The sequence below is a fragment of the Cupriavidus sp. HY129 genome, from assembly GCF_059492215.1.
Window position 1 is genome coordinate 2,001,960 of sequence record NZ_CP083255.1, and the last position, 21,641, is coordinate 2,023,600.

The window sequence follows — 21,641 nt, forward strand, 5'->3', positions numbered from 1 at the left end:
TGAGATAGTGGCACCAATCGCGCCGTAAGGTCCATATCAGCCGGTGGAAAGCGTAGCATCGCAGGCAGTGTGTCGCATTATTAATCTGACGTTAACGTTTCTCTCATAATCTGCGCGCTATTTTTAGCCGGTGTCATCGCGAGCGCCGGCTTTTCTGGGCATGGCGTCGCGCCAGAGATTTCCCTGATAGCCCACCATTCCATCCCTCCCTTTCATGCCGCAACCCACCTCTCAGCAACGCGCGTCCGTCGCATCCTCGCAGTCGACCCAAGGGGCGGTCGGCTGGTCGGCCGCCACAGGCTGGGTCGTGTTGTTCGTCGCCGTGGCCCTGGTGGTCTGGTTCGTCTCGCTGGACATGCGCCATCTGGTCGGGCCCGACGAAGGCCGCTATGCGGAGATTTCGCGCGAGATGTTCGCCTCGAGTGACTGGGTGACGATTCGTTATAACGCGCTGAAGTATTTCGAGAAGCCGCCATTCCATATGTGGGTGACGGTGGTGGGCTATGAACTGTTCGGGCTGGGCGAGTGGCAGGCACGGCTGGCCGTGGCGCTGTCCGGGTTGCTCGGCATCGGCGTGTCGATGATGGCCGCGCGTCGCTGGTTCGGCGCGCGTGCCGCGGCCTTCACCGGCCTGGCCCTGCTGGCCGCGCCGATGTGGAGCGTGGCGGCTCATTTCAATACGCTCGACATGACCCTGGCGGGCGTGATGTCCTGCGTGCTGGCCTTCATGCTGATGGGCCAGCATCCGGACGCCTCCGTGGCGGCGCGGCGCGGCTGGATGGTCGCCTGCTGGGCCGCGATGGGCGTGGCCATTCTGACCAAGGGGCTGGTGGGCATCGCGCTGCCGGGGCTGGTGCTGGTGGTCTATACGCTGGTGACGCGGGATTGGGGCCTCTGGCGCCGCCTGCATCTGGCGCTGGGCGTCGTGGTGATGCTCGTGATCACGGTACCGTGGTTCTATCTGGTATCGGTCCGTAACCCCGAATTTCCGAACTTCTTCTTCATTCACGAACACTGGCAGCGCTACACGTCGAATATCCACTCGCGCTCGGGCTCGGTTTTCTACTTCCTGCCGCTGGTCATCGGCGGGTTCCTGCCGTGGGCGGGCATCTTCCCGAAGCTGTGGACCGCCATGCGCGCGCCGGTCGAAGGCACGCAGGCACGCTTCCGTCCGGCGCTGATGGCCGGCATCTGGGCCATCGCGATCTTTGTGTTCTTCAGCATTTCCCGCTCGAAGCTGCCGGGCTATATCGTGCCGGTCATCCCCGCGCTGGGCATTCTCGCTGGGGTGGCGCTCGATCGCCTGAGCCCGCGTAGCTGGGGCAAGCAACTCATCGGCATGGCGATCGTGGCGGCCTGCGGGCTGCTGGCCAGTCCCGTGGTGGCCACGCTCAATGCCAACCACATCCCCAATTCGTTCTACCGCGCCTACGCAGTCTGGGTGGCCGTGGCCTTTGTCGTGATGCTGGTGGGCATCGCGGCGGCCCGCCTGCTGCTGCGCCGTGGCGTGCTGCCCAGCGTGGCGGTCTACGCGATGGGCATGTACCTGGGCTTCACCGTGGCGCTGCTTGGCCACGAGACGGTCGGCCGCCCGGCGTCGGGCGCCGATATCGCGCCGCAGATCGCGCAGAAGTTGACGCCGGAGATGCCGCTTTACGGCGTGCAGATGCTCGACCATACCTTGCCGTTCTACCTGCGTCATCCGCTGACGATGGTGGGGCAGGCCGACGAACTGACGTTTGGCGCGACGGTGGAGCCGCAGCGCGTGGTGCCCGATGTCGAAGGTTTCACCAGGCTCTGGAAGAACGGCCAGCCGGCCATGGCCGTGATGTCCCCGGAGACCTATCTGGCGCTCGCGCCGACCCTGTCGATGTACGTGGTGGCGCGCGACTGGCGTCGCGTGGTGGTGACTAACGTGGCATCGCTTGCCGGTCCCCAGTAAAACCTGTTCCGAATAACTCCCTGGCCGGCTTCAGGCCGGTCACTATCAATCTGGTTTCATATATATCCATGCAGCAGAAGCGAGTCCTGATTCTTGGCATCAACGGCTTCATCGGCCACCATTTGACGCGCCGCATCCTGGAAACGACGCAATGGGAGGTCTACGGCATGGATATGTCGTCGGACCGCCTGGGCGATCTGGTGAACCACCCGCGCATGCACTTCTTCGAGGGTGACATCACCATCAACAAGGAGTGGATCGAGTACAACATCCGCAAGTGCGATGTGGTGCTGCCGCTGGTGGCCATCGCCACGCCGGCGACGTACGTGCGCGAGCCGCTGCGCGTGTTCGAACTGGACTTCGAGGCCAACTTGCCGATCGTGCGCGCCGCGGTGAAGTACGGCAAGCACCTGGTGTTCCCGTCGACCTCGGAGGTGTACGGCATGTGCGCCGACGAAGAGTTCGACCCGGAAGCCTCGCCGCTGATCTACGGTCCGATCAACAAGCCGCGCTGGATCTACGCCTGCTCCAAGCAGCTGATGGACCGCGTGATCCACGCCTACGGGATGCAGGAAGGGCTGAACTACACGCTGTTCCGTCCGTTCAACTGGATCGGCGCAGGGCTGGACTCGATTTTCGAATCGAAGGAAGGTTCGTCGCGGGTGGTCACGCAGTTCCTGGGCCATATCGTGCGTGGCGAGCCGATCAAGCTGGTGGACGGTGGCGCGCAGCAGCGTGCGTTCGCCGATATTTCGGACGGCATCTCGGCGCTGATGCGCATCATCGAGAACAAGGACGGCGTGGCCAACGGCAAGATCTTCAACATCGGCAACCCGGGCAATATCCACTCGGTGCGCGAGCTGGCCGAGATGATGCTGAAGATGGCGGCCGAGTATCCGGAGTACGCCGAGGAAGCGCGCAAGACGAAGATCGTTGAGACGTCGTCGGGTGACTTCTACGGCAAGGGCTACCAGGACGTGCAGCATCGCGTGCCGAAGATCGACAACACAATCGCGGAACTGGGCTGGAAGCCGGAGGTGTCGATGGAGCAGGCGCTGCGCCGGATCTTCGAGGCGTATCGCGACAAGGTGGTCGAGGCACGCACGCTGGTCGACGCCGACAACTGAGCGTCGCCCCGGACGGGGCGCGGCAGGCCATCGAAGATGGCTCCCGGCCCCCGGTTTTCAGGATGGCGGCGCCGCCCGCACGGCTTGTGGACTTGCCAGCGCGGCCGTGCGAGCCTATGGTTGCGGTTCGTCCCGTGCGCAGTAGGGCGCACGCACCGCCTCCAGCCCATGTCCACAGCCACGCCTGCCGACCACCCGTCCACGATGCCCATCGACCGCCGCCTGCGCTTCATGCTGTGGGTGGTGGCGGTGGGCTTCTTCATGCAGACGCTCGACTCGACGATCGTCAACACCGCCTTACCTTCGATGGCGCACAGCCTTGGCGAGAGCCCGCTGCGGATGCAGTCGGTGATCATCGCCTACTCGCTGACCATGGCGGTCATCATTCCCGCTTCGGGCTGGCTGGCGGACAAATTCGGCACAAGAACCATCTTCCAGATCGCGATCGTGTTGTTCGTGGCCGGATCGCTGCTTTGCGCCGCGGCGCCTTCGCTGCCGTTCCTGACCGTCGCCCGCGTGGTGCAGGGGGCGGGCGGGGCGATGCTGCTGCCCGTGGGGCGACTCTCCGTACTGCGTACGTTTCCGCGCGAGCAGTATCTGCAGGCGCTGAGTTTCGTGGCCATCCCGGGCATGATCGGTCCGCTGATCGGCCCGACGCTGGGTGGATGGATTACCCAGACGTTCTCCTGGCACTGGATCTTCCTGATCAATGTGCCGGTCGGCCTGCTGGGCGTGCTGGCCACCATCCGCTATATGCCGAACTCGCGCCTGCCCGGCATCGGCACGTTCGATGCGGTTGGCTATGCGTTCCTGGCAATTGCCATGGTGACGCTATCGTTCTCGCTCGATGGACTCGCGGAGATGGGCTTCCAGCACGCCACGGTGCTGATGCTGCTGATCGCCAGCATGGCCGCGCTCAGCGCGTACGTGCTCCACGCCAACAAGCGCAAGCAGCCGCTGTTTCCGCTGAGGCTGTTCCGGATTCATTCGTTCAGCGTGGGCCTGCTCGGCAACCTGTTCGCGCGTATCGGCAATGGCGCCATGCCGTTCCTGATTCCACTGACCCTGCAGGTCAGCCTCGGCTATTCCCCGTTCGATGCCGGCCTGATGATGCTGCCTGTCACGGCCGCCGGCATGGCGTCGAAGCGTCTGGCCACGTGGCTGATCGAACGGCACGGCTATCGCCGCGTGCTGGTGACGAACACATTCGTGGTTGGACTTGTCATGGCGTCGTTCGCGCTGATCACGCCGACGCGCCCATTGGCGCTCATCGTGGTGCTACTGGCGATTTTTGGCGCGGTCAATTCGATCCAGTTCACCGCGATGAACACCGTGACGCTCAAGGATCTGAGTGGCACTCGGGCGAGCAGCGGCAACAGCATGTTGTCGATGGTGCAGATGTTGTCGATGAGTCTGGCGGTGACATCCGCCGGCGCATTGCTGGCGACGTTCCAGGAGGGTATCGGCGAGCATCACCTCGACGTCCTGCCGGCGTTTCATGCGACGTTCGTCTGCGTCGGGCTGATTACGTCGGCATCGGCGTGGATCTTCATGCAGCTTTCGCCCGAGAAGGCGGAGCGGCACAAGGCCAGGGAAGACGTGAAGCAGGGCGGGGAGGTTTGAAGCAGGCCGGGGATGCAATTCCCGGCCCGGGGTTCGATTCGATGTTCGGTTTGATGCGCGGAAGGATCAGGCCGACAGCAGCGAGCAGAAACGCTCCAGATCGACGTTGCCGCCGCTGATCACCACGCCCACGCGCTTGCCCTTGAGCGCGTCCTTCATCTGCATGACCGCTGCCAGGCCCAGGCAGCCGGTCGGCTCGACAATCATCTTCATCCGTTCGGCATAGAAGCGCATGGCCTCGACCAGTTGCGCGTCAGTCGCGGTCAGGATGTCAGTCACGTCGCGCTTGATGATGCTGAACGTGTAGTGCCCCAGATGCTGCGTCTGGGCGCCGTCGGCGATGGTCTGCGGGGTGTCGATATGGACGATCGAGCCGCTGCGGAATGATTGCTGGCCGTCGTTGCCCGCCTCCGGCTCCACGCCGTAGATCTGGCACTGTGGCGCCAGCGCGCGCGTCGTCAATGCGGTGCCGGAGAGCAGTCCGCCGCCGCCCAGCGGGGTGAAGATGGCGTCGAGCGCGCCCACTTCCTCGAACAGTTCCTTGGCGGCGGTGCCCTGGCCCGTCAGCACATCCGGATGGTCATACGGCGGGATCAGCGTCATGCCGTGCATTTCGGCCAGGTCGCGGCCGATGGCTTCACGGTCTTCCTTGTAGCGGTCATAGCTCACCACGGTCGCGCCATACCCCCGCGTCGCCGCTACCTTCAAGGCCGGTGCGTCGTGGGGCATCACGATCGTGGCAGGCATGTTCAGCAGCTTCGCGGACAGCGCGATGCCCTGCGCGTGATTGCCGGACGAGAAGGCGACCACGCCGCCACGGCGTTGTTCGGGGGTGAATTTCGCCAGCGCGTTGAACGCGCCACGGAACTTGAACGCGCCCATGCGCTGGAAGTTCTCGCACTTGAAGAAGACTTCTGCGCCGAGCATTTCGTTGAGCGTGCGCGACGTGTTGACCGGCGTGCGGTTGGCAAAGCCTTCGATCCGTTTGGCGGCGGCTTCGACGTCGGCGTAGGTGGGCAGTTGCAGGGTCGTCATGGTGGGCAGGGAGAGAGGAGTTGTTACCAGGGCCAGGCCAGGCGCGTGCCGGTGCCATCGGCCCGGGCGCGTTGGTCCAGGAAGCGGGCGACCGTCAGGTCCTGCAGGGCCAGTCCGGTCATGTCGAATACGGTGATATCGGCGGGCTCGCGCGTGATCGTGGCCTTGCCGGTCAGCAGGTCGCCAATCTCGATGCATGGGAGATCGGGGGCCCATTGGCATTCGCCGATGCGGCGCGCCTGTTCGCTGTCATCCACGACGATGCGCGCGCGTTCCAGCACGCCCGCAGGCAGTTCGCGCTTGCCGGTGGTATCGGCGCCGACGCAGGTCAGGTGTGTGCCCGGCCGCACGGCCTGGGCGTCGAACAAGGGGCCGCCGCCCGGGGTGGCGGTGATTACCACGTCGCTGTTGGCCACGGCGTCATCGCGGTCCGTCGCCAGTTGGATTTCACACCGGTCCTGGAAGGCTGCCTCAAACGCCGCATGGCGCTGGCCACTGCTCGAAACATAGCGCACCGTTTGCAAGGCGGGCATCAAGCGCAAGGCAAATTCGAGCTGAACGCGAGCCTGGACGCCGGTGCCAAAGACGCAGAGGCGCGTGCTGTCGGGCCGGGCCAGTTGTTGCAGGCCGATGCCGCCGGCGGCGCCGGTGCGTGCCGTGGTGATGGCGTTGCCGTCGACGATGCAAAGGGGCCGCCCCGTGGCGGGGTCGATCAGGACGATTGTGGCCTGGTGGGTGTCTCCGCCCAACTGGCGATTGCCGGGCCAGAACCCGGCAGCCTTGAAGCCAAGCAGGTTCTGGCTGCCCACGTCGCCGGCCTTGATGCCGAATACCCCGCCTGTCGCCAGCTTTTCCCGCACCACGGGGAAGACGCGTCCCTCACGCTGGCTGTGCAGCACGAATGCCTCGCGCACGGCGGCCAGTACGTCGTTGGGTAGCAGCGCCGCTTCCACGGCGTGCTTGTCGAGCAGAAGCAGTTCTGCGGATCGTTGATTAGCGGACATAGCTGTAGGCGGCTGCGCGCGATACACCCAGATGGGCCGCGACGGTTTCCATGGCGCGTCGGACATCGAGCAGCCCCGATGCCTTCAGCTCACCCAGCAGCGCGCGCCGTTCCTCGGTTTTCAAGGCGCGCGGCGTGGTGGCCAGCCGCGCGGCGAAGGCGTCGATGCGGTCGCGCAGCGCGTCGGTGCCCGCAGGATCGAGTGTTTCCTTCGGACCGTCCGTGGCGGTCTGGACGAACTGGCCCATGGCCATCTGCAGGCTGCGGAACAGCGTCAGGTCGACATTCATGCACAGCGCGGCGATGTAGTTGCCGCTGGCGTCCTTGATGCCGATCGACGTGCTTTTTGCCTGACGGCCGTCCGCGAACTGGTTCGCGTAATTGGCCAGAACCTGCGGGTAGTCGGGATCGGTGATGCGTGCCTGACCAAGCTCGGTGGTCGGATCGCCAACAGCGCGGCCGGACAGGTTGTTGTGGATGGCCAGGATCGACTGCTCGGGCTCCAGCAGGTCATGAACCACGACCTCGCAGAACGGCGCGAGCGTCTGGCCGAGGCCATCGGCAATCTGCTTGATCTGGTCGAGCAGGACACGCTGCTCGGCGGTGCGTTTGACCATGTCAGGCGGTCTCGATGTGTGAAGCCATGATTCTGGACAGTTTGTATAGAGATGGAATAAATGTCAAGAAGTGGACGAAAAAAAGGCGCGGAGGGCACATGGCCCGCCGCGCCTTTGTCGTCTGCGTATCTGCTAAGCCGCTTCCACCACGCGGATTTCCACCAGCAGCTTGCGCAACTCTGGCACGCAGGACCCGCAATTGCCGCCGGCCTTCACGCAAGCCGTGATTTCTGCTGGTGTCTTGAGGTCGTGCTGGCGTACTGCGTCGCAGATCGTGTTGCGGCCCACGCCGAAGCACGAGCAGACCGTGGGGCCTGCATCGGCTGTCTTTTCGAGTGGCTGGCCCAGTAGCAGGCCGATGCGATCGCTGTCTTCCAGGCGTGCCTGACCGAAAAGCTGAGACAGCCACGCCCGCGACGGTAGGTCGGGCCGGGTCGAGAGATAGAGGCAAGCCTCAAGCCGGTCATCGACGACGTAGCCAGCGTGATAGACGCCCGCGGCGCGATCCTCGAACTCGAGCCAGTCCGCGTCGGGCGCCTGTGCTCCCAGTCGTTCACGTGCCCATGCGGCACGATCCGTGATGACATCGCGGCCCGCGAACTCGTGGCGATGGAAATGCTTGCCCTGGATGCGGGTCCACCAGGTCAGCGCGTCGGCGGGAAGCATCTTGCGGCTCAGCACGAAGCCGTGCCACGACACGCGGAATTCCTCCACTCGCACGGGCGTGTGCTTGAACTCGGGCTCGCCTGACACCGGATCGACGGCCGGATTGACCACCGCGCCAACGCGTGCGTCGGAACTGAACTGGTCGTTCCAGTGGATTGGGACAAAGACGCTCCCGCGCGGAATGCCACCGCCAAATCGGACTCGGCCGATCATCACGCCCCAACGGCTGGTCACGCGTGCGAGCTTGCCTTCGCCCACACCGCAGAGCAGCGCGTCCTGCGGATGCATGTCGACGAATGGCTCGGGCAGGTGATCCGACAGGCGGGCGGCTTTGCCCGTCCGGGTCATCGTGTGCCATTGATCGCGCACGCGGCCGGTGTTCAGGATCAGCGGAAACTCATCGTCGGTGGCATGGACGGGCGCGCGCGCCGCCGTGGCGACGAAGCGTGCCCGGCCATCGGCGAAGGCAAAGCGGGCATTCTCGAACAGGCGTTGCTTGCCTGACGAAGCCATGGCGGGCAGCGGCCATTGCACGGGCAGCATGGCGTCGTATGCGGTCTGGTCCATGCCGGCGAGGCCGCCGATATCGAACATGCGCGGTGCGTGCGCCACATCATCGCCGCTATCGCCACCATTGCGCCAGGCGCTGAGACGCGCGTGCTCGTCGAAGATCTCATGCTGACCGGCGTAGTCGAAGCCGGCGAACCCCATGCGGCGTGCCACGTCGCAGAGGATGTCCCAGTCCGCGCGGGCTTCGCCGGGAGCGGATAGGAACGCACGCTGGCGCGAGATGCGGCGTTCGGAGTTGGTGACCGTGCCGTCTTTTTCGCCCCAGCCCAGCGCGGGCAGCAGGATATGCGCGGCGTCGTTGGTGTCCGTGCGCGTGACGATGTCCGACGTCACCACGAGTTCGCAGCGGGCCAGCGCGCGCCGGGCCTGATCGGCGTCCGGCAGGCTGACCACCGGATTGGTGGCGATCACCCACACGGCCTTGACCTTGCCTTGTTCGATGGCCTGGAACAGGTCCACCGCCTTCAGGCCGGGTTTGTCCGCCATGGCTGGCGAGTGCCAGAAGTCCTGCACGATGTCGCGATGGCGCGGGTCGCCCAGTTCCATGTGAGCCGCGAGCATATTCGCCAGTCCGCCGACTTCGCGTCCGCCCATGGCGTTGGGCTGGCCCGTGAGCGAGAAAGGACCCATGCCGGGACGGCCGATCCGGCCGGTCAGCAGGTGGCAATTGATAATGCTGTTGACCTTGTCCGTGCCGGCTGACGACTGGTTCACGCCCATCGAGAACGCGGTGACGACCTTCTTCGAGGCGGCGAACAGTTCGTAGAACGCCTGCACATCCTGCGGCGCGAGTTTGCACGCGCGTGCCACGGCGGCGATATCGGCACCGTCGGCGTCGGCCACGGCCAACGCATCGTCAAGGCCAGCGGTATGGTCCGCCACAAAGACGTCATCGCCATGACCGTGACGCGCGAGGTAGCTCAACAACCCATTGAACAGCCGCACATCGGTACCGGCGCGCAGCGGCAGGTGCAGGTCGGCCAGTTCGCAGGTGGCGGTTCGACGCGGGTCGATCGCGACGATTTTCATCTCGGGCCGCGCTTCCTTGGCGCGGGTCAGGCGCTGGAACAGGATCGGGTGGCACCACGCGGTATTGGAGCCCACCAGGATGACGAGATCGGCCAGTTCGAGGTCCTCGTAGCTGCACGGAACAAGGTCCTCGCCAAACGCGCGCTTGTGGCCGGCTACCGCCGACGACATGCACAGGCGCGAGTTGGTGTCGATGTTCGCCGTGCCGATGAAGCCCTTCATGAGCTTGTTGGCGACGTAGTAGTCCTCGGTCAGCAGCTGGCCCGACACGTAGAGCGCGACGGCGTCGGGACCGTGCCTGGCGATGATCTCCGTGAAGCCACGGGCGACCTTGTCGAGGGCTTCGTCCCAGTCCACGCGGCGCAGCGAGCCATCGGCATCGCGCACTTGCGGATGCAGCAGCCGCCCGTTCAGGTCGAGCGTTTCGCCCAGCGCGGAGCCCTTGACGCAGAGCCGCCCGGCGTTGGAAGCATGATCGGCATCGCCGGCAATGTCGACCAGGCCATCGGCACGCACGGTGGCGCGCACGCCGCAGCCTACGCCGCAATAGGGGCAGGTCGTGGAGATTGTCTTGGTGGGGGTGGTGGCGACCACCGCGATATCTGACAGGTTCACGTCGATGTCCCGGAAAAGCTATGCCGCAAGGGCCTCGCATTGCGCCTTGCCGAACAGCAGGCGCTGACGCAATGCGGCTACCGGCTGACCGGTCTGGATCAGGTCGAAATACCACGGGCCGTCCTGGACGTCGCCATAGAGCACGGCACCGACAAGCCGCCCACCCTGCAGCACCAGACGCTTGTAGATGCCTCGGCGCGGATCGCGCAGCACGAGGTCTTCGCTGTTGTCGCCGCCGATGAAGTCACCGGCAGAATACAGGTCCACGCCCGTGACCTTGAGCTTGGTAGCAGTGGCTTGCTGGACATAGCGGCGGTGGCCGGCACCTGCCAGGTGGGCGGCGCACACCCGTGCCTGATCCCAGATCGGCGCCACCAGCCCGAACGTGGCCTGTCGGTGCTGCACGCATTCGCCCACGGCGTAGATGCGGGGGTCGAAGGTCTGCAGCGTGTCGTCGACGACGATCGCGCGCTCGCAGCGCAGCCCCGCACTGGCGGCCAGTTCGATGTTGGGGCGCACCCCGGCGGTCATCACTACAAGGTCCGCCGGGATCTGGGTGCCGTCCTTGAACAGCACGCCCGTGACCCGCTCGCTGCCGAGCACGGCGGCGGTCTGCGCGCTGAGCAGGAAGCGCAGACCCTTGCGTTCCAGCGCTGCCTTGAGCAGCTCGGCGGCAGGTTTGTCGAGCTGGCGTTCCATCAGGCTGTCGGCCAGGTGCACCACGGTGACGTCCATGCCCTGACGCATCAGCCCGTTGGCCGCTTCGAGGCCAAGCAGGCCGCCGCCGATCACCACCGCATGGCGATGATTGCGAGCGGCGTGGAGCATTGTTTCCACGTCCTGGATATCGCGGAAAGCGATCACGCCGTCGAGCGTGTGGCCGGGGACGGGGATGATGAACGGCTTGGAGCCGGTGGCCAGCAGCAGGCGGTCATAGCGGACTTCCTTGCCGGACGCGGAACGCACCAGCCGGCGCGGCCGGTCGATTGCAACGACCGGATCGCCGGCCAGCAACTCGATGCCATGCTGGCCATACCAGGCGCGGGTATTCAGCATGATGTCGTCGACGGTCTTCTCGCCGGCGAGCACCGGGGACAGCAGAATGCGGTTGTAGTTGCCGTGCGGCTCGGCGCCGAACACTGTGATGTCATACAGGTCCGGCGCCAGCTTCAGCAGTTCCTCGACCGTGCGCATTCCGGCCATGCCATTGCCGACGACGACCAGTCGCGGCTTGGCGTGGGACGAGACGGGGGGCGTCATGAGCGTCTTCCTGATTCTGGCTGTTGGCGTGGGCGAGGGGGTGTCGATCGAGGGTCAGGCGGCCAGCTCTTCCTCGGCCTCCGCCTCTACCTCTACGTCCACCTCGCGGGCCATGGCCGCGGTGGCCACCCAGACCTTGCCGTCGTAGACCCGCGCGGTGTAAGCATCCACCGAGTGCTCGGGCGCTTCGAGGCATTCGCCGGTGCGCAGATCGAAGTGGTGCTTGTAGATCGGCGATGCCACCACGGTGCGCGGGCCAAGGTTGCCGACCAGACCCCGCGACAGCACGTTCGCCTGTGCGTTCGGGTCGAAGTTGGCCAGCGCGTAGACCTCCTCGCCGCGGCCGATGCGGAAGACGGCGACCTGCTTTCTGTCGACCAGGGCGCAGACACCAGTATTGGGCACGATATCGCGCAAGGTGCAAATCGCGGTCCAGGTCTCGGGGTGGTGGGCTTGGCTCATCACGTTCTCCTTGAAATCGGGGGCTTCACGCTGCTTTTGCGGGCACGGCAACCACGGGGATGTGGCTCAGGCGGGAACGTTGCAAGTTTCGTTCCTCCTGCGTGGCTGGGCGAACCTGGCCGCGCTCCTCCAGGAACATGAGGTTGTCGTCGCGCAGGTCGCTGTTGACGAAGTGGCGGAAGCGCTTGCGCGTCTCGGGGTCGGTGACGGCGCGCTTCCATTCATCTTCGTACGTATCCACCACGTGCTGCATCTCGGTTTCGAGTTCGGCGCCGATGCCGAGCTTGTCGTCGATGATCACGGACTTCAGGTAATCCAGGCCGTCTTCGAGGTTGTCGCGCCACGTGCTGGTGCGTTGCAGGCGGTCCGCCGTGCGCACGTAGAACATCAGGAAGCGGTCGACGTAACGGATCAGCGTTTCGCGGTCCAGATCGCCCGCCAGCAGTTCCGCGTGGCGAGGCTTCATGCCGCCGTTGCCGCACACGTAGAGGTTCCAGCCGCGCTCCGTGGCGATGATGCCGACGTCCTTGCCTTGCGCCTCGGCGCATTCGCGCGTGCAGCCCGAGACGCCGAACTTGATCTTGTGCGGCGCGCGCAGGCCCTTGTAGCGGTTCTCGATGTCGATGGCCAGGCCGACGGAGTCGTCCACGCCATAGCGGCACCACGTGGAGCCCACGCACGATTTCACCGTGCGCAACGATTTGCCGTAGGCATGGCCCGATTCGAAGCCGGCCGCGATCAGTTCTTCCCAGATCAGCGGCAGTTCCTCCAGTCGCGCGCCGAACATGTCGACCCGCGCGCCGCCGGTGATCTTGGTGTAGAGGCCGTACTTCTTCGCGATCTGGCCAACCGCGATCAGGCCATCGGGCGTGACTTCGCCGCCGGGCATGCGCGGGACCACTGAGTAGGTGCCGTCCTTCTGGATGTTGGCAAGGAAGTAGTCGTTCGAATCCTGCAGGCTGGCGTGCTCTTCCTTGAGCACGAATTCGTTCCAGCACGACGCCAGGATGCTGCCAACGGTCGGCTTGCAGATGTCGCAGCCCAGCCCGGAGCCGTGCGCGGCCAGCAGGTCATCGAAGGACTTGAACTTGCCGACGCGCACCAGGTGGTAGAGCTCCTGACGCGAGTACGGAAAGTGCTCGCAGACATGGTTGTTCACGGCCATGCCTTGCTTCTTCATTTCCGCCTTCATGATCTGCGTGACCAGCGGCACGCAGCCACCGCACGCGGTGCCGGCCTTGGTGCACGATTTCAGCGCGCCGATGGTGGTGGCGCCATCGCACACGGCGCCGCAGATCTCGCCCTTGCTGACGTTGTTGCACGAGCAGATCTGGGCGGTATCCGGCAGCGCGTCGGCGCCGAGCGCAGGCCGGGCCTTTCCATCGGAGGCAGGAAGGATCAGGAACTCCGGAGATTCCGGCAGTTCGATCCGGTTCAACATCATCTGCAGCAGCGTGCCGTACTCGGCGGCATCGCCAACCAGCACGCCGCCGAGCAGGAACTTGCCGCACTCGGATACCACCAGCTTCTTGTAGATCTGCTTGCGTTCGTCGGTGAACTGGTAGGAACGGCTACCCGGTTCGTTGCCGTGCGGGTCACCGATGCTGGCCACGTCCACGCCCATCAGCTTGAGCTTGGTGCTCATGTCGGCGCCAGCGAACTCCGAGGCTTCGCCGCGCAGATGCCGGGCGGCTACGCGGGCCATGTCGTAGCCCGGGGCCACCAGGCCATAGATCTTGCCGTCCCACAGCGCGCACTCGCCGATGGCGTAGACGTGCGGATCCGACGTCAGGCAGTTGTTGTCGATCACGATGCCGCCGCGCGCGCCGATCGTCAGGCCGCTGGCGCGTGCCAGCTCGTCGCGCGGGCGGATGCCGGCCGAGAACACGATCATGTCAGTGTCCAGGTGCGTGCCATCGGCGAAGTTCATGCGATGCGTGCCTTCGGTGCCATCGACGATCTCCAGCGTGTTCTTGCCGGTGTGCGCCGTCACGCCCAGTTCCTCGATCTTCTGGCGCAGCATCCGGCCACCGCCATCATCGACCTGCACCGCCATCAGGCGCGGGGCGAACTCCACAACGTGGGTCTGCAGACCCATGTCGCGCAGCGCCTTGGCGCACTCCAGGCCAAGCAGGCCGCCGCCGATCACCACGCCCGACGTCGCGCGCTGGCCGCATTCGAGCATCGCCTCGAGGTCCTCGATCGTGCGGTAGACGAAAGTGTCCTTGCGATCCTTGCCGGGCAGCGGGGGCACAAACGGATAGGAGCCGGTGGCGAGCACGAGCTTGTCGTAGCCGAGCGTCTCGCCGGTGGAGGTGGTGACGGTCTTCGCGGCTGTGTCGATGGCCGTGGCCTTCGCGTTCAGGCGCAGCAGCATGTTGTTGTGCTGGGCGAAGAAGCCTTCAGGCACCAGCGACAGATCCTCGGCGGACTTGCCGGCGAAGAACTCGGACAGGTGGACGCGATCGTAGGCGGGGCGGGGCTCCTCGCAAAGCACCGTCACCTCGAGGTCCTGCGCGCCGGCATCCGCGAGGCATTCCAGGAACTTGTGGCCGACCATGCCATGCCCGACGATGATGATCTTCATGATGCTTTCCTTGTCCGAAGGGAATGTCTTGTGGAATTCAGTTGGCGAGCGCGCTGTCGTAGAGCGCCTGCTCCTGGGCCTTGTGCTCGGCGCTGAAGCGCACCGCGATCGCGCACAGGGCGGCCAGTGTGGCGGCCACGCCGAGCCACGTCAGGGTCTGCTGCAGGTCGCCGAGGCCCTTCATCAGGAAGCCCGCCGCCACTGCGCCCACATTGCCGCCGGCGCCGATGATGCCGGCCACGCCGCCAAGTGCCTTGCGGTCGATGAACGGCACCAGCGCGTACGTCGCACCGCAGGCCATGTGCGTGAACAGTCCGAAAACCAGCATCGCTGCGACCGCAGTGGTGGCCGTGGAGGCGTGAGCGAAACCGAGCAGGCCCAGGCCCTCGCCGAGGATGAAGACGAACAGGATCAGGGAGCGGGCGTCGAGGCCGCGACGCATGGCCAGCTTGTCCGATACGTAGCCGCCCAGCGCGCGGGCAAACAGGGCCAGCAGACCGAAGCTCGCGGCGGCCATGCCGGCGGCCGAAAGCGACAGGCCGAAGCGATCGACGTAGAACGTGGCGGCCACGTTGTGAATGAAGATCTCCACGCCGAAGCAGGCACCGTACGTGATGAACAGCATCCAGACGCGGTAGTTGGCGCTGGCGGCGCGAAAGCTGGCCCAGCCGCCACCGCCCTTGCCGCCGCTGACGGCGATGCCACGGGCACGCAGGTCAGAGAAGTTGCCTTCGGGGCAGTCCTGCGTGAAGCGCCAGTAGACGACGGCCATGACCAGCATCAGGATGCCAGGCACCAGCAGCGCCACGCGCCAGCCCATGGTGTGATCGACGCCGAGAAACAGGATCGCGGCCAGCAGCAGCGGCATCAGGCCTTGCGCGGCGCCGCCACCAGCGTTGCCCCAGCCAGCGGATGCCGCATTGGCGGTGCCCACCACGTTCGGCGCGAACATCACCGACGTGTGGTACTGCGTGATCACGAAGCTGGCGCCGACCGCGCCGATCAGCAGGCGAAAGAACAGGAAGGTCTCGTAGTTCTGGGCGAAGGCCACGCCGAGCACTGGCAGGGCGCCAATCGCCAGCAGGCCGGTGTAGGTCTTGCGCGGGCCAAAGCGGTCGCACAGGGGGCCGATCACCAGTCGCACCAGGATGGTCACGGCGACGGCGGCGATATTGATATTGGCGATCTGATTTGGCGTCAGGCCGAATTCGCCTTTGAGCACCGGCATGAGCGGCGCGCAGGCAAACCACGCAAAGAAACAGACGAAGAAGGCCATCCAGGTCAGGTGGAAGGCGCGCATCTGCGGCGTCCTGAAACTCAGCAGATCGATCCGGGTGGCTTTGCCGTTCATCCTCTTGCTCCAAAAACAAAAGGCGTCCCGAGAGTCCGACCCGATGGGCCAGTTCTGGGGACGCCGTTGTCCTGCCTGCGGCTCTCAAAGGGAGCCGCGGCTGTGTGGGGTGGGCGGATCGCCGTTGACCGGCCCGCGCTTAGTAACGCAAGCGTCGTGCCAGCGTGCGCGAATGCCGCTTTGGAGGTTTATCGGGGCGTGGCCCGATCATCGGGTGGAAGAGCGCGCACATTGACGCGACATGGTGCAGCGCCAGTATTGGGCGTTCGCACGGGAATGGTGCGGTGCAATGTGTGCAAGCGGTGCGTTGGCTCAGACGGCCGCGTCGGTGGGGGTGGTGGGGGGGACGGCCAGCAGTTGCATGTCCGAAGGTGAGACAGTCTCCCCAGCCTCGTCGATCAACGCGGCACGCACCTTGAGTCCGGAGAGCTTGGAGCGGACTTCGGCCGGGCCGCCACCGTCGGCGGCCATATGGGCGTCTCCCCATTGCATCAGTCCGACCAGGACGGGAAGCAGATCGACCGCGGCCCGCGTCGGATGGTAGGCAAAGCGTTCCCGCTCGCCAGGCTCCTTGTAGCTGACCTTGCGCAGCAATCCCGCCTCGGTCAACGTCTTGAGCCGCGCCGACAGTACGGCCGGCGAGCATTGCAGGCGCTCGAGGAAGTCATCGAAGCGGCGTACCCCGGAGAACACATCGCGCAAGATAAGAATCGTCCACTTCTCGCCAATCAACGAGAGCGTGGCGGCTATCGAGCAGTTCGTGAGGTCGACGGGCGGTGGCGTGGTCATGCTTTGAGAATAGCACCCTAACTTCATTTGCAAAAGTTAGGGTTTCGACTATAGTCCTGACTATACAAAACGTAGTCAGGAGCGGACCATGGGCCGTGTCGAAGACGCCAATCAGGTGGCGACACCGATCAGTGAAGAAAACTGGACCGGCCGCAGCGGCGCTCGGTTGACGCTTCGGCCCGCGCGCGGGGCGGATCAGGCCGGGCTGCGGATGTTTGTCGACAGCTTGTCACGCGAAAGCCGCTACTTCCGCTTCCTGACTGGTGGGCGCGTGACCGACGAGATCGTTCAAGGCTTCGTGAGCCATCGGAAAGCCGAGGACGTGGCACTCGTGGTGACGTATCGCGAAGCGGATGGCGCCGAAACCATCGTCGCCAATGCCGAATATGTGGTGAACGAGGAGGATGTTGCCGAACTGGCCGTTGTGGTTGCCGATGCGTGGCAGGGCCAGGGTCTGGGTCGCCGGTTGATACAGCGGCTCCAGCAGCTGGCGAGATCGGGGCAACTGCGTGGAATGCGGGGTGACGTTCTCAGCGAGAACCGCCGGATGTTGGCGATCATGCGGGACTGCGGATTCTCGGCGCGCCGCAACCCCGAGGACAGCTTTCTGCATGAGGTCAGCCTGACCCTTGCAGAGGCGAGGGCGTCAGCGCGCGATCACCGGATGCCGCGCGACTGGTTCGCCGCCCATTAACGTTTGCTTCTCGACGTAGCCGTACAACCAATCGACGCGACGATGATTGCGGCAATCGCTACCCACTGAATCGGCGTCAGTTGTTCGTTCAGGAATGCCAGGCCCGCCAGAGCGCCCATGGCTGGCTCCAGACTCAACAAGATGCCGAATGTGCGCCGGGGGAGCCGCTTGAGGGCTACCATTTCCAGCGAATACGGGATCGCGCTGGAAAGAATGCCGACCGCCAGGCCGGAAAGCAGAAGAGCCGGACTGAACATCTCCAAGCCGGCGTGGCCGAGTCCGAATGGCAGGGCCACCAATGCCGCCATGGTCATTCCCAGGGACGTCGCCTGGCCGCCATGGGCGTTGCCTGCCATCTGTCCGAACACGATGTACAGCGCCCAGCCTACCCCTGCGGCGAGCGCGAAGCCAATGCCTACGGGATCGAGGTGCGCGGCGGCTTCGCCAAGCGGCAGCAGCAGGATCAGTCCGGTGACCGCGCAGCCTATCCACAGAAAGTCGATCGCGCGGCGTGACGAAAGCACGGCAACCGCCAATGGACCGGTGAATTCGATGGCGATCGCCAACCCGAGCGGAATCGTCCGCAGCGACATGTAGAACAGCAGGTTGGTCCCGCCCAGCGCGGCGCCATAAAGGGCGATGGCGCGGGCATTCTTGCCGGAGAGCGGAAAACGCCAGGGACGCCAGACGCAGATCAGGATCACCGCCGCAAAGCTCACCCGCAGCGCGGTGGTGCCCTGTGCGCCGATCGACGCAAACAGGCTTTTGGCAAATGATGTGCCGATGCAGAGCGACGCCATGGAGCCGATCAGGGCCAGCACGGCCAGCAGGCTGTCGCTTTGTTTTATGCGCGAGAGAGGCAATTCTTGTCCGGGGAATCAGTCCCCAATTGGGGCGGTGCGGCATCATGCCTGAGCGCTACGTCGGGTGCCATACACAGATGACGGTTGGATGCGCTGTACAGTTTTCTCTGCGGCGCAGCATTTTTGCGAGACGGCCGGCGGAGGGCTATCGTTGAAGAACCCTTACCTTGGAGCCTTTCATGGACTCAACCGCTGCCCGTCGTCATGTCGTCATCACCGGGGCCGCCGGCGCGCTAGGCCGTGCAGTGGCCAGCCGCTTTGCCGCCGAGGGCGCCAGATTGGCGCTGATCGACCGGGACCTGCAGCACCTGCAAAGCGTATTCGCTCATCCTGAGCCCGATCATGGCGGCACGCTGCTTCACGCGGCCGATGTCACGTCGGACACCGCCATGGCACCGGTTGCGGCGGCAATCCTCGACGCCTTCGGCACGGTGGACGTCCTGGTGCACGTGGCCGGCGGCTTTGAAATGGGCGAGGCCACTCACGCCATGAGCCGGGAATCGTGGATGCGGATGATGGACCTGAATGCGTGGTCCTTCGTTGCGGTCACCAGTCACTTCATTCCGGCCATGCTGTTCCAGAGGCACGGCAAGGTCGTTGCGGTGTCGGCGCGTGGTGCCATGGCCGGGGTGGCGACGATGGCGGCCTATGCGGCATCGAAGAGCGCGCTGCAACGGCTCGTGGAAAGCCTGTCGCATGAGGTAAGGGGGGCAGGCATCAACGTCAACAGCGTGGCCCCGAGTATCCTCGATACCCCGGCCAATCGTCAGGCCATGCCTTCGGCGGACCATACGCGTTGGGTATCGACCGGCGCCGCGGCACGGGCAGTGGCGTTCCTGGCCTCTGACGCGGCAGAAGCGGTTCATGGGCAGCATATGGTGCTGGATGGGTTGAGTTGATCTGGGTCTCGGACGATTTCACTGGGAATAGGGCAGTTAGAAGCCGTTTCAAAAAGATTCTGGCGTCGCTGCGGGGCCTTGCCTTACTACTTGTGCTGTCTGCTGCCCCCGCCTAGCCATAACCGCCTCGCTTCATTCTGAAACTGCTTCTTAGCCAAAGGCATCGCTCTCAATGATCGATCAGGATAGAGCAGTTCGGACTTCCCTTTATCTTGCTGATAGCAACACGAACCCTTGATCTCGGGCGGCCACCTTGTCAAAGGTCAGAGTGACGCTGCAGCCGAATTCGTTGCCCGCACGTTCAATCAGGCAGTCGGCAAAATCGCACGAAGCCTTCGCGAACCGGTGCGCCGCGCGTTGCACGATGTCATGTGCCTCTATCAGCAGAGCTGGCCAACCGAGGAGGGATTCGACCACGCGCTGGATCTCCCGGCGCGTGGCGTGGTAAGAGCGAGCCAGTACCCAGGCGAGTTCCGTAATCGCAACCAGCGAAACAAAGCCCGGGTGTTCTGGCGTCAGTTGACGGAGTAGCGCATGTGCCAGCTGTCCTTCAGCACTAGTTTCCTGAGCGAAGAATCGAACCAGCACATTCGTGTCGAGTCCGATCATCGAGCAGATGTTCCGGCTTCCGCGATGATCTCGTTCATACGCTCAATGGTCAGTGGAACATTGGTGGGATTGATAAACCAACCGGCCATGTCAAAGATGTCCTTGACGTTGTCGAGCAAGCTTTCGTCGCGCTCAATGACCGGTCCTGGGGTTTCAGTTTCAAGTATGTTCTGGCCGGAATATCTCATTGCGTAGCTCCAGTAATCCCCATGCCCAATTGCATGGCGTCTCCAGTCTGGAGCCTGCGAAACCTGCGCGATATGGGACGGTTCTCAAAATGCCCGCCCACGCCATGCTCTGCCGCCGCGCTCACTCGTCATCGGTCCCCAATGGCGGCGCGACTTCCTCCAGCGGCTTTCGCTCGGCATCCACCCCGTACTTCAGGGCCATCGCCCCCGCCACGATGACCAGGGTTGCGCCGATGGCGTAGCCCACCGCCACGGCGCCCCGGCTACCCGTTTCGATCAACGCTCCGAACAGCACGGGCGCGATGAACCCGCCGACGCCCGTGCCCACCGCGTAGAACACGGAGATCGCCAGCGCCCGCATTTCGAGCGGGAACACTTCGCTGGCGGTCAGGTATGCCGAACTGGCCGCGGCCGAGGCCAGGAAGAACACGGCGGACCAGCACAGCGCTTGCGATCTGGCGTCTAGCCAGCCGGACATGAATGCCCATCCTGTGGCGGCCAGCCCGATGCCGGAGAGCACATAGGTCAGCGCAATCATCTTGCGTCGGCCGATGCGGTCGAACAGCGGGCCGAGCAACAGCGGCCCCAGGGCGTTGCCGATCGCGAACGGGAAAATATAGAGCGCGACGCGTTCCTCCGGCACGCCCAGGAAGCGTGTCAGCACCAGGGCGTAGGTAAAGAAGATCGCGTTGTAGAAGAAGGCCTGCGCCACCATCAGGGCGAAGGTGACGGCGCTGCGTGTCCGGTAGCGACGGACCAGCAACCGCACGACGTCGCGCAGGGGAGGCACGGGTTTGCCCCCGTAGTAGACCAGCGCCGCGTCATGGACCGGGGGCAGCGGACCGTGCCGTCGGGTGATCGCTGCCTCGATACCTGCGATCACCTGCTCGGCTTCGGCATGGCGGCCGTGCGTGGCCAGCCAGCGCGGGCTTTCCGGTACATGGCGCCGGATCAACACGATCGCCACTGCCAGCAGCGCGCCCAGCGCGAAGCATGCGCGCCAGCCCCATACGGGGCCCAGCACCCGTGGATCCAGCAGAAGCAGACTCAGGCCGGCACCGAGTGCCGCACCCAGCCAGAAGCTGCCGTTGATCGCCAGATTGACCCTGCCGCGCACGCGGGCAGGAATCAGTTCGTCGATCGCCGAATTAATGGCTGCGTACTCGCCGCCGATGCCAAGCCCGGTCAGGAAGCGGCAGGCCGCGAAGAACGCGAAGTTGGGGGAGAACGCGGTTGCCAGCGTCGCCGCCATGTAGACGAACAGCGTGGCCAGGAACAGCTTCTTGCGGCCGAGCCTGTCAGCCATGCGGCCGAAGGCAAGCGCGCCGACCACGGCGCCGAGCACGTAAAGCGAACCGGACCAGCCGACCTGCGTGGCAGTGAGCGCAAGTGTGTCCGGCCTCTCGAGCACCGCGCCGACCGAGCCGACCAGCGTGACTTCCAGGCCGTCCAGCACCCAGGCGATGCCCAAGGCGATCGCGACGCGCCAGTGCCAGGCGGACCATGGCAGGCGATCGAGGCGTGCGGGAATGTCGGATTGCCGGCCGGGGATGGAGGGCTCCTTTCCGGGGGTGTCTTGCACACTATAGTGCCTTGCGTGCGGATCCTCTTCCTGCCGGGCAGGTTCCTGCGATCGGAAAAAGGGGCGCGACCGGACTTTCGACCATCCAATAGACAAGGGGGCGGCCCCTCGCGGAGCCGCCCCCTTGTCA

At 64.8% G+C, this 21,641-nt stretch carries 18 protein-coding genes; 5 read left to right on the top strand and 13 right to left on the bottom strand.

All coding sequences use genetic code 11. The annotated features are described in order from the left end of the window. The first annotated feature begins 214 nt into the window (after positions 1-214). The 3 genes from K6G35_RS25305 (at position 215) to mdtD (ending at position 4,692) form a co-directional block, all read left to right on the top strand. Positions 215-1,942 carry a glycosyltransferase family 39 protein gene (locus K6G35_RS25305; protein ID WP_495676525.1) on the top strand — a complete coding sequence of 576 codons (1,728 nt, stop codon included), beginning with the start codon at positions 215-217 and terminating at the stop codon, positions 1,940-1,942. A gap of 68 nt (positions 1,943-2,010) precedes the next feature. Further along, positions 2,011-3,069: a bifunctional UDP-4-keto-pentose/UDP-xylose synthase gene (locus tag K6G35_RS25310; protein WP_317915480.1), complete on the top strand. Its 1,059-nt coding sequence runs from the start codon at positions 2,011-2,013 to the stop codon at positions 3,067-3,069. Positions 3,070-3,237: 168 nt separating this feature from the next. Next, complete coding sequence (gene mdtD, locus K6G35_RS25315; protein WP_411860104.1) at positions 3,238-4,692, top strand: multidrug transporter subunit MdtD; 1,455 nt, start codon at positions 3,238-3,240, stop codon at positions 4,690-4,692. Positions 4,693-4,758: 66 nt separating this feature from the next. On the opposite strand, the gene K6G35_RS25320 is transcribed toward mdtD, so the two are convergent. The 9 genes from K6G35_RS25320 to K6G35_RS25360 all read right to left on the bottom strand — a co-directional run bounded on the left by K6G35_RS25320 (position 4,759) and on the right by K6G35_RS25360 (position 16,676). Next, entirely contained in the window at positions 4,759-5,727 is a 969-nt protein-coding gene (locus tag K6G35_RS25320) for a threo-3-hydroxy-L-aspartate ammonia-lyase (protein WP_035883711.1), read from the bottom strand. A 23-nt stretch (positions 5,728-5,750) separates the two neighbouring features. Beyond that, positions 5,751-6,731 (bottom strand): ornithine cyclodeaminase family protein, encoded by a 981-nt coding sequence (locus K6G35_RS25325; RefSeq protein ID WP_035883710.1) that lies wholly within the window; start codon positions 6,729-6,731, stop codon positions 5,751-5,753. After that, a complete protein-coding gene (locus tag K6G35_RS25330) occupies positions 6,721-7,347 on the bottom strand; it encodes a helix-turn-helix transcriptional regulator (protein WP_035883708.1) in 627 nt (208 codons plus the stop codon). Before K6G35_RS25330 ends, K6G35_RS25325 begins: the two co-directional genes overlap by 11 nt. 132 nt (positions 7,348-7,479) lie before the next feature. Beyond that, positions 7,480-10,227: a molybdopterin-dependent oxidoreductase gene (locus tag K6G35_RS25335; RefSeq protein ID WP_495676526.1), complete on the bottom strand. Its 2,748-nt coding sequence runs from the start codon at positions 10,225-10,227 to the stop codon at positions 7,480-7,482. 18 nt (positions 10,228-10,245) lie between these two features. Next, positions 10,246-11,487: an NAD(P)/FAD-dependent oxidoreductase gene (locus K6G35_RS25340; protein WP_008651159.1), complete on the bottom strand. Its 1,242-nt coding sequence runs from the start codon at positions 11,485-11,487 to the stop codon at positions 10,246-10,248. Between the two features lie 54 nt (positions 11,488-11,541). Beyond that, positions 11,542-11,949, bottom strand: a complete 408-nt coding sequence (gene nirD / locus K6G35_RS25345; protein WP_008651162.1) for a nitrite reductase small subunit NirD — start codon at positions 11,947-11,949, stop codon at positions 11,542-11,544. 25 nt (positions 11,950-11,974) lie between these two features. After that, positions 11,975-14,536, bottom strand: a complete 2,562-nt coding sequence (nirB, locus tag K6G35_RS25350) for a nitrite reductase large subunit NirB (RefSeq protein WP_008651166.1) — start codon at positions 14,534-14,536, stop codon at positions 11,975-11,977. A gap of 37 nt (positions 14,537-14,573) precedes the next feature. Continuing rightward, on the bottom strand, positions 14,574-15,887 hold the full coding sequence (locus K6G35_RS25355) for an MFS transporter (RefSeq protein WP_495676527.1): 1,314 nt from the start codon (positions 15,885-15,887) through the stop codon (positions 14,574-14,576). Positions 15,888-16,199: 312 nt separating this feature from the next. Then, positions 16,200-16,676, bottom strand: coding sequence for a winged helix-turn-helix transcriptional regulator (locus K6G35_RS25360; protein ID WP_495676528.1), 477 nt, complete (start codon positions 16,674-16,676; stop codon positions 16,200-16,202). 88 nt (positions 16,677-16,764) lie between these two features. Here K6G35_RS25360 and K6G35_RS25365 point away from each other — a divergent pair, with 88 nt between their 5' ends. Next, positions 16,765-17,370: a GNAT family N-acetyltransferase gene (locus K6G35_RS25365; protein ID WP_495676529.1), complete on the top strand. Its 606-nt coding sequence runs from the start codon at positions 16,765-16,767 to the stop codon at positions 17,368-17,370. Here the strand turns inward: K6G35_RS25365 and K6G35_RS25370 are convergent. Further along, the gene (locus tag K6G35_RS25370) at positions 17,367-18,233 is read right to left on the bottom strand and encodes an EamA family transporter (protein ID WP_008651174.1); all 867 of its coding nucleotides are present in this window, start codon (positions 18,231-18,233) and stop codon (positions 17,367-17,369) included. The genes K6G35_RS25365 and K6G35_RS25370 overlap by 4 nt on opposite strands. Positions 18,234-18,412: 179 nt before the next feature. Between K6G35_RS25370 and K6G35_RS25375 the strand changes: the two genes are divergently transcribed. Beyond that, positions 18,413-19,132 carry an SDR family NAD(P)-dependent oxidoreductase gene (locus tag K6G35_RS25375; RefSeq protein ID WP_008651175.1) on the top strand — a complete coding sequence of 240 codons (720 nt, stop codon included), beginning with the start codon at positions 18,413-18,415 and terminating at the stop codon, positions 19,130-19,132. 207 nt (positions 19,133-19,339) lie between these two features. Here K6G35_RS25375 and K6G35_RS25380 read toward each other — a convergent pair whose 3' ends face one another. The 3 genes from K6G35_RS25380 to K6G35_RS25390 all read right to left on the bottom strand — a co-directional run bounded on the left by K6G35_RS25380 (position 19,340) and on the right by K6G35_RS25390 (position 21,511). Further along, positions 19,340-19,741: a type II toxin-antitoxin system VapC family toxin gene (locus K6G35_RS25380; RefSeq protein WP_035883700.1), complete on the bottom strand. Its 402-nt coding sequence runs from the start codon at positions 19,739-19,741 to the stop codon at positions 19,340-19,342. After that, on the bottom strand, positions 19,738-19,929 hold the full coding sequence (locus K6G35_RS25385; protein ID WP_008651177.1) for a hypothetical protein: 192 nt from the start codon (positions 19,927-19,929) through the stop codon (positions 19,738-19,740). Before K6G35_RS25385 ends, K6G35_RS25380 begins: the two co-directional genes overlap by 4 nt. Positions 19,930-20,050: 121 nt before the next feature. Next, a complete protein-coding gene (locus tag K6G35_RS25390) occupies positions 20,051-21,511 on the bottom strand; it encodes an MFS transporter (RefSeq protein ID WP_411431800.1) in 1,461 nt (486 codons plus the stop codon). Between the last annotated feature and the right edge of the window lie 130 nt (positions 21,512-21,641).

Coding starts and splice junctions, on each gene's coding strand:
- K6G35_RS25375 (WP_008651175.1), top strand. CDS start 18,413: ATGGACTCAACCGCTGCCCGTCGTCATGTCGTCATCACCGGGGCCGCC.
- K6G35_RS25385 (WP_008651177.1), bottom strand. CDS start 19,929: ATGAGATATTCCGGCCAGAACATACTTGAAACTGAAACCCCAGGACCG.
- K6G35_RS25380 (WP_035883700.1), bottom strand. CDS start 19,741: ATGATCGGACTCGACACGAATGTGCTGGTTCGATTCTTCGCTCAGGAA.
- K6G35_RS25355 (WP_495676527.1), bottom strand. CDS start 15,887: ATGAACGGCAAAGCCACCCGGATCGATCTGCTGAGTTTCAGGACGCCG.
- K6G35_RS25360 (WP_495676528.1), bottom strand. CDS start 16,676: ATGACCACGCCACCGCCCGTCGACCTCACGAACTGCTCGATAGCCGCC.
- K6G35_RS25320 (WP_035883711.1), bottom strand. CDS start 5,727: ATGACGACCCTGCAACTGCCCACCTACGCCGACGTCGAAGCCGCCGCC.
- K6G35_RS25330 (WP_035883708.1), bottom strand. CDS start 7,347: ATGGTCAAACGCACCGCCGAGCAGCGTGTCCTGCTCGACCAGATCAAG.
- K6G35_RS25365 (WP_495676529.1), top strand. CDS start 16,765: ATGGGCCGTGTCGAAGACGCCAATCAGGTGGCGACACCGATCAGTGAA.
- K6G35_RS25305 (WP_495676525.1), top strand. CDS start 215: ATGCCGCAACCCACCTCTCAGCAACGCGCGTCCGTCGCATCCTCGCAG.
- K6G35_RS25310 (WP_317915480.1), top strand. CDS start 2,011: ATGCAGCAGAAGCGAGTCCTGATTCTTGGCATCAACGGCTTCATCGGC.
- mdtD (WP_411860104.1), top strand. CDS start 3,238: ATGTCCACAGCCACGCCTGCCGACCACCCGTCCACGATGCCCATCGAC.
- nirB (WP_008651166.1), bottom strand. CDS start 14,536: ATGAAGATCATCATCGTCGGGCATGGCATGGTCGGCCACAAGTTCCTG.
- K6G35_RS25325 (WP_035883710.1), bottom strand. CDS start 6,731: ATGTCCGCTAATCAACGATCCGCAGAACTGCTTCTGCTCGACAAGCAC.
- nirD (WP_008651162.1), bottom strand. CDS start 11,949: ATGAGCCAAGCCCACCACCCCGAGACCTGGACCGCGATTTGCACCTTG.
- K6G35_RS25340 (WP_008651159.1), bottom strand. CDS start 11,487: ATGACGCCCCCCGTCTCGTCCCACGCCAAGCCGCGACTGGTCGTCGTC.